The organism is Sediminibacillus halophilus (assembly GCF_900103695.1).
Lineage (GTDB): Bacteria > Bacillota > Bacilli > Bacillales > Amphibacillaceae > Sediminibacillus > Sediminibacillus halophilus.
The window spans coordinates 228877-242829 of sequence record NZ_FNHF01000003.1 but is presented as its reverse complement, the minus strand read 5'-3'; the positions used below and the strand labels follow the sequence as shown (position 1 = coordinate 242829).

Annotated in this window: 10 protein-coding genes; 4 read left to right on the top strand and 6 right to left on the bottom strand. The window is 43.9% G+C overall.

Translation table 11 applies throughout. From position 1 onward, the window contains the following. The first annotated feature begins 8 nt into the window (after positions 1-8). From BLR82_RS20595 to BLR82_RS21050, 3 genes are all read left to right on the top strand, one after another. Positions 9-2030, top strand: a complete 2022-nt coding sequence (locus BLR82_RS20595) for a methyl-accepting chemotaxis protein (protein ID WP_175486798.1) — start codon at positions 9-11, stop codon at positions 2028-2030. Between the two features lie 460 nt (positions 2031-2490). Next, positions 2491-2892, top strand: a complete 402-nt coding sequence (locus BLR82_RS11710) for a hypothetical protein (protein WP_074599560.1) — start codon at positions 2491-2493, stop codon at positions 2890-2892. Positions 2893-2974: 82 nt separating this feature from the next. Then, positions 2975-3136, top strand: a complete 162-nt coding sequence (locus tag BLR82_RS21050) for a hypothetical protein (protein WP_175486797.1) — start codon at positions 2975-2977, stop codon at positions 3134-3136. 79 nt (positions 3137-3215) lie between these two features. Here the strand turns inward: BLR82_RS21050 and BLR82_RS11705 are convergent, their stop codons facing one another. The 5 genes from BLR82_RS11705 to BLR82_RS11685 all read right to left on the bottom strand — a co-directional run bounded on the left by BLR82_RS11705 (position 3216) and on the right by BLR82_RS11685 (position 9970). After that, complete coding sequence (locus BLR82_RS11705) at positions 3216-5207, bottom strand: PTS fructose transporter subunit IIABC (RefSeq protein WP_074599558.1); 1992 nt, start codon at positions 5205-5207, stop codon at positions 3216-3218. A gap of 391 nt (positions 5208-5598) precedes the next feature. Further along, entirely contained in the window at positions 5599-7557 is a 1959-nt protein-coding gene (locus BLR82_RS11700) for a BglG family transcription antiterminator (RefSeq protein WP_074599556.1), read from the bottom strand. A 46-nt stretch (positions 7558-7603) separates the two neighbouring features. Then, positions 7604-8152 carry a 3-dehydroquinate synthase II domain-containing protein gene (locus BLR82_RS11695; RefSeq protein WP_074599554.1) on the bottom strand — a complete coding sequence of 183 codons (549 nt, stop codon included), beginning with the start codon at positions 8150-8152 and terminating at the stop codon, positions 7604-7606. Positions 8153-9053: 901 nt separating this feature from the next. Beyond that, positions 9054-9401, bottom strand: coding sequence for a hypothetical protein (locus BLR82_RS11690; protein ID WP_074599552.1), 348 nt, complete (start codon positions 9399-9401; stop codon positions 9054-9056). Between the two features lie 14 nt (positions 9402-9415). Then, positions 9416-9970 carry a hypothetical protein gene (locus BLR82_RS11685; RefSeq protein ID WP_074599550.1) on the bottom strand — a complete coding sequence of 185 codons (555 nt, stop codon included), beginning with the start codon at positions 9968-9970 and terminating at the stop codon, positions 9416-9418. Between the two features lie 840 nt (positions 9971-10810). Here BLR82_RS11685 and BLR82_RS11680 point away from each other — a divergent pair. Continuing rightward, the gene (locus tag BLR82_RS11680) at positions 10811-11764 is read left to right on the top strand and encodes a DMT family transporter (protein WP_074599548.1); all 954 of its coding nucleotides are present in this window, start codon (positions 10811-10813) and stop codon (positions 11762-11764) included. A gap of 41 nt (positions 11765-11805) precedes the next feature. Here BLR82_RS11680 and BLR82_RS11675 read toward each other — a convergent pair whose 3' ends face one another. Continuing rightward, on the bottom strand, positions 11806-13839 hold the full coding sequence (locus tag BLR82_RS11675; RefSeq protein ID WP_074599546.1) for a catalase: 2034 nt from the start codon (positions 13837-13839) through the stop codon (positions 11806-11808). Positions 13840-13953: the final 114 nt, after the last annotated feature.

Here is a 13953-nt window from a genome sequence, read left to right as displayed (position 1 = left end):
GTATACACATGACAACAGACAGAAAAAGAGAAAAAAACAAGGGTGGCTTTTTCTCCAAAAGCTTACAGCGGCAGATCCTGATTCCGCTGATCACCTTGATATTGGCCGCCGGGGGGGCAATAGGCTATATCAGCTATACTTTTAGCGCATCATTGACAACAGATGAATTGACCAACAGTATCGAAAGCCAGACAAATGTACTGAACGAATCCTTTGAAACCTTTTTTCAGGGCCAGGAACAAGTCATCAACCATTATGTCGAACAAAATGAATTGACGCATTTCGACGAACAACGAAGTGACTTGATGGAAACCTTGACGAATATTTCTTCTTCCGATGAAGCGATACAGACTGCTTACCTCGGTACCGAAAAAGAAGGGGAAATGTTGACTGCCCCTGAATTGGATTTGCCGGATGATTATGATCCGAGAACAAGGCCATGGTACCAGGAAGCAACGGAAAATATCGGCGAGGTTATCTGGACAGAGCCATATATCGATGCCGACACCGGAGAGCTGGTCGTCAGTGCCGCCAAAACGGTGGAAGCCGAAACAGGGACAGTAGGCGTTTTATCGCTTGATATCAATATGCAGGCGATACTAGATATGATCAATACTGTGGAAATCGGCGATTCCGGCTACGCGGCCATCATGGATCAATCCGGCAAGTTTGTCGTCCATCCGGATGAGTCCTATATCGGCGAGGACATGTCCGGTGAATCCTTTTACCAGCAAATAAGTGAGCAAGACAAGCGTTCTGGAGCGGTTGATTTTTCCTGGGAGGAAGCCGAGAAGACAGCCGGGTACACGCTGAATGAACGCTTGAACTGGATCATTCTCGGCACGGTGGACAAAGCGGAATTAGCGAAAAAATCACAGCCGATTCTCATACCGATTGCCATCAGTATTCTTGTCGTCCTGCTATTGTCTGCTCTGTTAACCTGGTTGATAGCAGGCCGGATAACACGCCCGATCAAGACCCTTCGGGAAAAAATGAAAACAGTCGAAGAAGGGGATTTATCAGTAGATTTAAGACACGACAGCACAAATGAAATCGGACAACTTTCTCAATCAGTCAATGAAATGAAAGAGAGCCTTCGTTCGATTATACGTAACGTAACCGAAGCAACCACTGCGGTTTCCGGTCAAAGCTCCCAGTTGACCAGATCGGCAGATGAGGTGAAGGAAGGAAGCCAGCAGATTGCTTCCACGATGCAGGAATTAACCTCAGGAGCTGAAACACAGGCCAACAGTTCTACCGAGTTATCGGAAATGATGTCGGATTTCATGACCAAAATCAACCAAGCGCATGAAAATGGCGAGCAAATTGCTGGCACCTCTGATGATGTCCTAGATATGACAAAGAATGGAAGCTCTATGATGGAAAAATCGGTTAGTCAGATGAAAAACATCGAAGGTATCGTCAAGGAGGCGGTATCAAAAGTACAAGGACTGGACGCCCAGTCCCAGCAAATCTCCAAGCTGATCAATGTGATCAATGATATAGCAGAACAAACCAACTTGTTGTCACTGAATGCCGCTATCGAAGCAGCCCGTGCCGGGGAGCACGGCAAAGGATTTGCCGTTGTAGCCAATGAAGTGCGAAAGCTGGCCGAACAAGTCTCTAACTCTGTTGGGGATATTACGGATATAGTCGGCAACATCCAGCATGAATCCAGCAGCGTTGCAGCCTCATTGGAATCGGGGTATAAGGAAGTCGAAGAAGGATCACGTCAAATCGGGGCTACTGGAGAAACGTTTGGCGATATCGATCAATCTGTCCGAAATATGGTGGAAAGAATCCAGGATATTTCCGCAAACCTTCGGGACATTGCCGAAAACAGCAACAGCATGAATGAATCGATTCAAGAAATCGCAGCAGTGTCGGAAGAATCGGCTGCAGGCATTGAACAGGTTTCCGCTTCTGCCCAGCAGTCCACCAGTGCTATGGAAGAGGTTTCCGCAAACGCCGGTGAACTTTCTCGCCTGGCAGAGGAATTGGAGGAGCAAACTGCAAAGTATAAGGCATGAAGAAGTAATGGCCATAGTAGACCTGGAATAGAGGCTGGGGAAAACAGCGTGATACCAAAAGCAACCGAGCGTATTCGTAATACTAATCATTCGAATTCGTTCGGTTTTTTGATTTCCGTATACCGGCAAGCTCCTTATACTAGACCACCATTATGCTTTTGTGGAATGAGCTTCGCATTGCTCCGACAAGACACTGCACTTTCCACATGCCTGCAGAAAACGCAACGGAGGGGGATATTTGCTATATGGGCTAAAGGACATTTGTAATTTTATGTTAATATTAAACAAAGAACGAATTCTCTTAATGAATGGAGGAAATTAATAGTGTCTATCTGACGCACAGGAAGCAGCCTCTTCTTAATTAGCAGACTGATTGGTTGAAGAATGAGAGGCATTTTCTCATGCTCTTAAGGTTTTTTGTAAGTAAGGGAACATTATTTACTAGAAGTGAGGTATATAAGTGAAAAAGAAGCCGATGCTCATCCTTTTCTTCTTCTTGTTTTTCATCAGTTTAGTCTTAAATCTCTACTTAGGCATTTCTAGTTATATGAAAAGCACCTATACTCCGGATTCAGACGACCTACAGATTTTAGCGGAAATGACCAAAATGGTACTGGAAAGTGATCAATATCAAGATATAGCCTCTAAAGAAAAAGTTTATGCAATTGAACAAGGAGTTAGTCGATTCAATGTGGCTGACCCATCTTCTATGTTTCATTATGAGATTTATGTTCAAACCGAGAAAGAATCTTACATATTCACTTGTACTGATGAGAAGTGTACAGATGTATCAAATGAAGGGTGGAACTACTCCAGGTATAGTGAAGAAGATCCGATACTACCTATGAAAAAGAGCAACTAAAGTTGTCACCTTTATTTTAGAAATGGGGAAGAAAAGAAGTTAGACATTTTTTAATGATTTTCATGCTAAAGGGAGGGTAGAGATGGATAATCAATATGTTGTAGGCTGGGGAACACTAGCATTGATAAATGCCGGACTTGCCCAAGGGAAGAACAGGACAGGGCTAAATTGGTTTTTACTTTCTCTTCTATTGGGTCCACTGGCCACACTGATTTTGTTATTTGTCGAGAAGCGAGAACGTTAGCAATAAAATCACATAAAAACAACACGCCTGGCTATATTTCCAAGCGTGTTGTTGAGATGCCTTTAATATTTACTTAACCCTATTGCACCTGCTGTAGCAACTTGTAAGCTTCTTCTTTCGTCTGAACTTGCAGCAGCTGCTCGCGATAGTTTTCATCCATCAGTTTGCGGGACAGCATCTGCAGGATTTTCAAATGGGCATTCCCTTCTGCCTGTTCCGGTACGGCAATTAGGAAAATCAGTTTGGCAGTCGTACCATCCATACTGTTCCAATCGACACCGTCCGGTTTCATCCCGAAAACAACACTTGGTCGTTTAACGGCATTGGATTTTCCGTGCGGAATAGCGATGTTCATGCCAATTCCGGTTGTACTTTCTTGTTCCCGTTCGATGATTTTCTGCTTGAGTTCTTGCGCTGAAGTCAATAACCCATTGGCATCCAATTTCCCGATCAGCTCATCCATCACTTCATCTTGCGTGTTTCCCTGCAAATCGATATCGATCAACTCGGGACTCGTGATATCGGTCAGTTTGTTGATTTCATCCAGCGATTTAGCTTCAGGCTGTTCTGTTTCTGTATCAGCCGTTTCTGCATTCGTTTGTTGATTGTCCATCGCTAATTGTTCAGCCGCATCTTCTGCATAAACATCTTCTTCACCGCCAGCTGGTGTCAGCTGGTCTGTTACATCTTTTTTAACCAGCTTGATCATCAGTGCTGTCACTATGGCCCCGACAATGATTGCCACGAAAAACATGATGACATTGTCCACTGCGCCAAGGACGCCGACGATCGGCCCGCCATGGGCAACCCTGTCCCCTACATTGCCAAGCATCGCGATGACGGAACCAGCCATGGAACCGACCATGATGCTCGGGATGACCCTTAGCGGATCTTGAGCGGCAAATGGTATCGCACCTTCGGTAATACCGAACAATCCCATCGTAAAGGAAGCCTTTCCTGTTTCAATTTCAGTTTTTTGGAACTTCTGTTTGAACAGGAAGGTAGCCAGGCCAAGTCCGATTGGCGGGATGGCGATTGCTGCGGCGATCGGCCCCATGATTTCATAGTTTCCTTCCCCAATCATAGCTGAACCGAACAAGAATGCTACCTTATTTACCGGTCCGCCCATATCAAACGAAATCATCGCCCCTAAAATCAATGCCAACAGGATGGAACTGGTTCCTTGCATGCCTGCCAGCCAGGAGGTCAGTGATTCAAATACTTGTGCCACCGGTCCGCCAATAATGTATACAAAAGCCAAACCTACAATAATTGCTGAAAAGACTGGAATAATGATAATCGGCATGATTGGCTGGACTGCTTTTGGAACTTTCAGCTTTTTAATCCATAACGCAACATATCCTGCCAGGAAGCCGGCAATGATACCGCCGAGAAAACCGGCACCCGCTTCACTATTGTAAAAACTGCCATTAGCTGCAATATAACCACCGATAATACCAGGTGCAAGTCCGGGACGATCAGCTATACTGAACGCAATGAAACCGGCCAAAATCGGTACCATGAATGTAAACGAGGCGCCTCCGATGCTTTCAATTGTTTTCCAGAACGATCCTTCCGGTATCTGGATGCCCTCCGGCGTCTGCTGTCCGCCTAACGACAGGGCAATTGCAATCAACAGACCACCGACCACGATAAACGGAATCATATAGGAAACACCGTTCATCAAATGGCGGTAAATCGGATTTTCCTTGTCCTTCTTTTTCTGTGGATTTTCCCTTTGAGTATCGGCTTGTCCCTGATACACCGGCACATCTCCGCTAATGACCTTGTTGATTAACTGCTTCGGCTGGCGTATTCCTTCCTGCACGCCTACCACCAGCAATTTTTTTCCGGAGAACCGATCTTTTTCTACTGTCTTATCTGCGGCGATGATGATGCCATCCGCCTCCACTATGTCCTGTTCACTAAATTCATTTTCCACTCCAATGGAACCTTGTGTTTCCACTTTGATGTCTACGCCCAATTCATCAGCAGCTTTTTGCAGATTTTCCGCCGCCATGTACGTATGGGCTATGCCATTTGGGCAAGAAGTAATCGCTAACAATTTCATCCTGATTCCTCCTAATTTCGTAATCGCTTACATATACTATACCCCTTCAGACCCAGGTCAAAAGTTTTGTTTTTTTCCATCGCTCCGGAAAAATGGATATTTTTTGCGCTTCATTTTCTGCCCACGCTAGCAACTACAATTTTTCACTTCAAAAAAACAGGTATTTCTCCTTAATGGGAATACATGGAAAAGGCGGGCGACAAGCAACTGGAATCTTAAGGGTAGCATGAACATACGCCAAGCGAATCTTGTTAAAAAGCAGGATGCAATTAATCGGTGAAGATAAGATACGGAGACCACAGGTGGTTCCAGGCGCGGTACTGCCTTTCACCTTTACAGGACGGAAGTAAACTGGATAACAGCAAAAGCAACCACGTTCAGGTAATTGCTTTTACAAAAAGCTAATAAATTGCTGCTCATCGATTTGCCCTAATAACCGTTCCACTCTCCCAGGCTGTTCGGTAAGATCGGACAACTCTTTGAAAATTTCCCGGACGGCTGGATGATCATTGGGTACTGCCAGCATAAACACGAGTGAAACCCTGCCTCCTCCCCAGTCCAGCGGATCTTTTAACGTTGCAGCAGCAATCGCCGGGGTTTTAATCAAGTCTGGACTGCCATGCGGAATGGCAATGCCTGCCCCGATATTCGTATCGGATAGTTGTTCGCGGTTGATGGCCCTGTGCGCATACTTCTTATCGACACAGCCTTGTTCGAACAACCGATTGGCTAGCAGCTCGATGACTTCGTAGCGGTGTTCCCTTTCCACATGCAGAAACACAAGGGATGGATCCATCAATTCGGCAAGATGAGAGCCCGGTGCCGTCACGGCCTGCCTGGTTCCTGATCCGGACTGCAGCTTTCCGATAAAGGAAGCTAGCTTGTCTATTTCCTGCTCTTCCATCAATGGAGAAATTTGAATCGCCGGAATACCGGGTTTCTCGACTGGTACAGTGGATACGATAAAGTCGACTGGATGGTCGGCAAGGTATTGTTTTACATTATATTTCGCGACACTATCGACAACTTCGATCTCCGGAAACTTTCCTTCCAGCTTCGTCCGCAACAACTGGGATACTCCCACCCCCATATGGCAAACCACAATTGCTTGAAGTTTTTCCACGCGCTGATTACGCAGCCGTTCAATCGATGTTTGAAAGTGAATCGTCAAATAGGCGGCTTCCTCTTCCGGTAAAGAAAAATCAAAGTGGTCATTGATATCTTCCACGATATAAATCACCATATCAAACATATATGGGTACATCTGTTTAATATCCTGGAGCATCGGGTTTTTGACAGGCAGTCCATACGTAATCCGGTTGACGGTGGATGAGAGATGCAGGATGAGATCTTCTTTCAGTTGATCATCCTCGGCAAAATCGATCATCGTCACTTCTGACATCCGTGCTACCAGCTTTTCGACCAGCTCATTTACCATTGGAACCTGGCTTGTCCATGGAGTTTCCGCATGGCTACCGGGTACCGTTTGATAACGGAGCTTTGCCCCAAGGATATGAAAAGCGAGATAATACACTTCATCTTCCGGAAACCGGACGGCAAAAACCGCTGCCATTTTCTTAAGAAATTCAGCTGCCCATTCAAGCTCTTCTTTCCCTTGCAGCATCTGTTTTTCTTTCGTTGAGACGGAAATCGGCTGTCTGGTTTTCACTCGTTTAATCATGACCAGAACGTGGATGGTCAGCCGATCGAACGTCTCATCCGTGAAGGACAGCTTATGTCTTATTTGTAAGTCATCGAGTTCCTTTTTTATCAGCCGGATATCGGCACCGGCGAACATCGTTTCCATAAACGCCGCAATCGGCATTGCTTCCTGGCTGCCGAGCCTTGACAGTTCTGAGAGGGCAAGCCGGATATTTTTCTCCTCCCCATGGACGGAATGCCCCACTTTCTGCTTAGAGATGACAGAGACATTCATTTTCTTCAACCAATCACGAATTTTATCCAAGTCTTGGCGAATGGTTCCTTTATTTAAAAAATACTTATCTGCAAGCTCTCCGGTGGTCAGCGGCTTGGCTTTTATCAATAACTCGTACGCAATTTCCATCCTGCGGTCCCGATCCGTTTTTCGCTCAAGTATTGGCTGCATCGATTGTAACTGATCGAACAGACGTGATTTATCCGGCTCCTCCATCTTCACCAACACCCCCAGGCCAGGCTTTTTTTCTAAATGCCCATGGGAATGCTCGAACAGAAATTGCTCCAATTGCTTTAAGTCATTGCGAATCGTTTTCTCGGAGCAATGGAAGTGCTGGGCCAGTGTATTTACTTGAATATAATTATTTTCCCGGGTAAGAAGGAACCGCAATAGCCCGGTTTGTCGATCATTCATTTTGCTCACCCTATCACATATAATGACGTTTTTTTCATGAACGGTTTTATCTTTCCTCAATGAATTCGTCGATTTTCTTTCCGAGGTGCCTGCCTGGCTTATCCATTCTCCCGGCAATTCTGTCTCCTTTTTTTAAATCCAGAACAGAAACAGCACCTTTTTCCGCCTCCTGTACATATACGCTCGTAGAAGACTGTAAAGTTGCCGATACGATCCCTTCATCACCTTGACAAGAGACGCGAATGAACGGACGTCTTTCTATTTTCACACGGCCGACCGAGATCGACCTGTCCCCCTGGGGACTGCTCACGGTAAGGGATTCTCCTGGTTTGATTTCCTGCAAGTATTGGCTTTCCTTTTCCTGATACAAATATTGATGAAATCCTCCACAATTTATCCGGAATGGACGTGGCGGGTACCCATCCGATTGCCTGTTTTCTGACAAGACTTTGAGATAACCATGCCCGGTATTTCCGATGTAAAGTCCTTCCTCTTCTTGCAGGCTATCGACAAAATCGATACAGACCCGCATACCCTCCCCAACCTGTTTGGTTTCTATGACTTCTACATAGGTGGTCTTTACGCATTCCTCCACTCTATCACCCTTCCTGTTCAAATTATAACAGAATTTAATAATGACGATTTTTTTTAAGCAGAGTTCGTTATGATAACTCATAAAGAAGAAATTTCAGTTATTAACTTTAATTTGAGTGATTTAGGTGATTTTCAACAAGAAGATTTATTATATAGAGACGAGACAGGCCAAGATTATATATATTTGGGTATTATTGAAAGCAGTTAACTCCCTTATCCAAGGAGATTTCATCTGAACAAATCTATACCTGGATCTCTGTGTAGCTAAACATATAAACCCTCAATCTATCCAAGGGCTAGTGTTGAGTGTTAAGTTCAATTCCTATCTCTTAACAATTAAAGAACTAAATCATCACTCATTATCTTCCACATTACTCTCGTTTATAACTACATCAAAAAATTATCTGACACCTTTGAGACCAAAACCGTGAGTGATATTCTTTAATGTGTTTACCCTTGGGTGTTCAGATTGTCCTTATGGTTTTCTTAAACTCTTTAAAAAATAAGATACTTTTAGCATAACAAAGAGAAGTGATTCCCCAGGAGACACTTGTCAAATTCATTTTTTTAATTTGAATATCTGATAATCCCAATTTGCTATACACATGAACATGTTCATACCATTAATTTGGCTTTTCCTGCATTACCATCTATATTGAAATAGTATCTGGACCCTTCTGCGTAAGTGTTTAGCACCTTGTCATCAAAACTGGTGCCAAAAGTGTGTGCAAATTTTCATAACGGAATAAGTTAAATGAATGCAAAGGAGTTCCGGGAACAATATGATAGAAGATGTTAAGGAAATACTAATTTTGAGGCAGATAGTGTCCATTCAAGCTTACAAAAGGTCATAAAAAAGGAGCATTCCCAAACGAGAATGCTCTCCTGAAATAATACGCGATTTATTTGTTCTCATAATTTTCTAAAATTCCATTAACCTCACTGACAAACATATTAGTATTAACAAACGATTTTATGATAAATATCAAATTATCGACTGTAAAAACAGGATTAATAATTAAAGCTTTTTGTTCAAAAGCAAAATTATTACCGTCATAGTTTTTGATAAGTGTTTTAAGCTCTCTTAAATCTTTTTTTGATAAGTCGTAAAGAACAGTAGCTTCATAAATTGTAGTTTTTTCCATCTTATCCTCGTTTAAAACACCAATTAAAGTCATGAGACTTCTATTATGGAATTTAACTTTATCTATTTCTCTTTGTAATTTCTGATATTCATTATCTTCAGTCAAACTTTATACGCCCCTTATAAGAGAAATGCATCAATAGCCCAAGCTATATTTCTTGCATAAAATGTAGGAACACCTGCAGATAGTAGAGCTTGGTAAATTTCCCCATGAATCATAGCTGATGCATCGTCAATAGCATCTGCTATTTTCCCTGAATTTTTTCTTATGTAAGTAGCTGTAGAGTCAGAGACAACATCTAATACAGTACTTAATGCTTTTCCGCCATAACGGAACCCATTTACTATAGCCCACTTTTTCAATCCAAATGTTTGAAACTGACTGCCAATTCTATAAAAGGATTCATTAGTGTCAGGATTAGTAATCAAAGTTGTTGTATACCCCTCTGGAACTTTAATTATACCTTCTTTATATGGCAGGACTAAATCAAATTGGCTCGAAGATTCATTTAGCAATTCTTGAATATACTCTTGACTGTAAGCGATCTCACTACCTGACTTTTCAATTGAAACCTTTGCAGAATTTGCATCTTCCTTTGCGGCAAGTGCTGGTGTAGCTGCAAAACTACTAAAAATCAGACTGGCACATACTCCGGAGATCAAGACTTTCCTCATGTAAATCCCTCCTAATCTAGAATATTTTTACACAGTCACAAAGTAACATAGACATCTAATTCTTTCAATTTATTAACAAAATTTTAACAATTTTCCGCATTTCTAGACTTAAAGTATTTTTACCACTAAATGAACTTTTCCTAAAGGTACTAAAACTGATGAATGGGATTTGTACATTATCAAAAACGTCGGTGGTCATACCTTACGGGGCTACTTCATTGTACCTTTTCAGTTTAACAACCTTGCTTAATCGAGGAAAACTCAATCTATCAGTGGTGTAAATGCTGAAAAATTGATGATGAATACTTCAGGGGTTGTAAGAGTAAGAAGTACAGAGTCAGTGGACTGCCGAATACTTTGTACAAGGTAAGACTTATACCAGAAAGAAGCAAAGTGAAAATGAAACGGTTGTTTGGTATGGAGTAAGTGACCATGGTATAAAGTGGACTCACTCAGCATATTGAACATTTGGAGGTTCACAAGCTACTTTATCCTATCAAGTGGATAAGAAAAAGTGTCCAGATGGTTCAACAGTTTATGTCAATCAAGATTGTAAAGCTGATGTCATATTAGTTCATGTAGATGGTACACGCGGAAAAGTATTAAGGACAGATAACATAAAGGCTACTGTTGGCAATATTTACCAATTTTCTTTTCAGTGTACATAATTGGTTGGATAAAAGAAAACCCGTTGATTGGCGATGAAAAAGACTACTACTCCTCCTGCCAAAATAGTATCCAATTTTTCGTCCGGAAGGAAAGTCACAGGAACTCCCCCATTCCGCTGGAAGTTGTAGTAAAATAGTTCGCATACCTGAAAATTCACTGGAGGTTAAATAGATGCGAGTGATTGCGGTCGGACTCTTAGCGGCATTGTTTTTCTCTGTTACCTTTATCCTGAACCGATCTATGGAGCTGGAGGGCGGAAGCTGGGTATGGAGCGCTTCTTTACGATTCTTCTTTATGCTCCCTATGTTAATTGCAATCGTCGGTCTCCAAGGAAAAATCAAGCCGGTCTTGATCCACCTTAAAAACCATTCAACAGCCTGGATTGTCTGGAGCTCCGTCGGGTTCGGATTATTCTATGCTCCGATTGCTTTTGCCACCGTGTATGGTCCAGGCTGGCTGGTCGCGGCAACCTTTCAGCTGACGATCATTGCCGGTTCCCTGCTCGTCCCATTTCTTGAAAAAGGGACGGAAGTAAAGCAATCCATTCCGGTAAAAAGTGTGCTCATTTCCGCCATTATTCTGGGCGGCGTTATCCTGATGCAGATCGAACACGCTTCAGCAGTACCTCTGACAAGTGTCTGGTTATGTACGATTCCGTTAATTCTTTCCGCTTTCAGTTATCCTTTAGGAAACCGGAAGATGATGCAAGTCGTCGGCAACGAGCTCAACACGTTTCAACGGATACTCGGTATGACCATCGCCAGTATGCCCTTTTGGCTGGTCCTTTCCGTATACGGCGCTATAGCGCACGGTCCTCCTTCTTCCAACCAGCTTGTCCAGACACTTATCGTTGCTGTCTCGTCCGGTATCATCGCTACTGGGTTATTTTTCTATGCTACCAATCTTGTTAAACACGACAATCAAAAATTGGCCGGCGTCGAGGCCACTCAGTCTGGGGAGGTTGTGTTTGCCTTAATCGGGGAAATCATCTTCCTTCATGCAGCAATGCCCAGCCTGCTTTCTTTTGCAGGTGTGTTTCTCGTTATTGGCGGAATGGTGCTGCACAGCCTTAACAGCGGGATCCCGGCGAAAGAAACAATCGCTGAGATTTCCAAGGCAAAATAGTAACCCAGAGGGTGTGAAACCCCCTGGGTTATGGCTGTGTTCTATAAAACTTCCCTGTCCCAATGGCGATGCTCGGCAATCGCCTTGCTGAACTGTTCGGCGAAGCTTTCCGTATCTTTACTTGAAACTACACCGGGGCTGTCTTTCATCTCGTCTGCTTCCAGAAGCTTTCTGCCTTCATGCGTAGCGCCAATCGGTTTATAGTGCGAAAATGCTTCCATTACGAAATAGGCAGCCTCTTTATAAAATGCTTTGTTTTCCTCTCCGCCTGCTGCGTATACCGCATCAAACAATACGGAGTCCGCTGTCAGGAAGGTATGGTCGACGTCCAGCTCGGTACCATCTTCCCCGGTCACCTTGCCCTGGCTGTCACTGATGACTTCTATTTGCAGTCCTTTTTCCTTCAGCTCATCAATAACCGGCTTCACTTCCTTGCCATTGAAGTTTTGGCCGATAATCAAAGCAACCTTGCGGGTATCGGCTTTGAATTTCGTGTTTTCCTGGCTCAAGGCTGGAGAGGCTTTTGTTACGCCGGTATCCTTTCCTTGCGGCGGATTGGCCCCGATTGCTTTCGCAAATTCAGTCGCCAATTCGGTACTTACATTACCAAACATGTCGACAACCTGCTGCCGGACAGACTCGCTTTCCACTTTCCCCAGCTCAAAGCTGAAGGCCTGGATCATATGTTGTTTTTCCGCTTCACTCATGCTGTTCCAGAATAATGTCGCTTGCGAAAAGTGGTCTTTAAAGCTGTCGCTGCGGGCCCGGACTTTGTAGCCATCCACTTTTTCTTCGTAATGCTTAAACCCGCCTTCTTCTTCACTAGCCGGTTCCGGCGTATTGGCAGCAAGCGAATTATTATGGTAGCTGACACGTCCCTTGTTGATCGTTTGTCGTCCGTAACCGTCCCGCTGGTTGTTATGGAACGGGCATACTGGACGATTGATCGGCAGCTCGTGGAAATTCGGGCCGCCCAGCCGAATCAGCTGTGTATCCGTATAAGAAAACAACCGTCCCTGCAACAGCGGATCGTTGGTGAAGTCGATGCCCGGAACGACATGACCCGGGTGGAAAGCAACCTGCTCTGTTTCCGCAAAATAATTATCCGTATTGCGGGTCAGCGTCATTTTTCCAATCAACTTCACCGGAACCTCTTCCTCTGGCCATATTTTGGTAGGATCCAGAATATCAAAGTCAAAACGGAATTCCTCTTCTTCCGGAATCATCTGTACACCGAGTTCATATTCCGGATAATCGCCATTTTCGATTGCCTCCCATAGATCGCGGCGATGAAAATCGGGGTCCTTCCCGTTGATTTTTTGTGCTTCGTCCCACACTACTGAATGGGTTCCCAACACAGGTTTCCAATGGAACTTGACGAAATGGGCCTTTCCTTCTGCATTGACGAACCGGAAAGTATGGACACCGAAACCTTCCATCATGCGGAAGCTTCTCGGAATCGCTCTGTCAGACATCGCCCACATGATCATATGAGCCGACTCCTGGTTATTAGCAACGAAATCCCAGAAAGTGTCATGGGCTGTCGCGGCCTGGGGAATTTCATTATGCGGTTCAGGCTTAACCGCGTGAATCAAGTCCGGAAATTTCATGGCATCTTGAATGAAAAACACCGGTATATTGTTTCCTACTAAATCATAATTTCCTTCATCCGTATAAAACTTGGTGGCAAACCCACGGGCATCCCTGGCCAGTTCGCCAGAACCACGAGACCCAGCAACCGTGGAAAACCGCACGAATACGGGGGTTTTCTTCGAAGGATCCTGTAAAAAATCCGCTTTGGTGAATTCCTTCATCGATTCATAAACCTGAAACTCTCCGTGAGCGGCAAAACCACGGGCATGCACAATCCGCTCCGGTATCCGTTCATGGTCGAAATGCGTCATCTTTTCACGAAAATGGAAATCTTCCATCAAAGTCGGGCCGCGTTCACCTGCTTTCAGCGAAAATTCATCCTCCGATACTTTAACACCCTGATTGGTCGTCAGTTTTTCTCCTTTGTCATCCGTTTTGAACTGTTCCAACTGTTCCTGTTTCCGGTTTTTGTTCTCACTCATTTAATAAACTCCTCCCTTTATGTAAAGATTGGACATTTTTCTTCTTCCCAGGGAAACGCCCTAATAAACGAATAATTTAAAACTTTTATTATTTTTTAATGATTTTAATCAGAT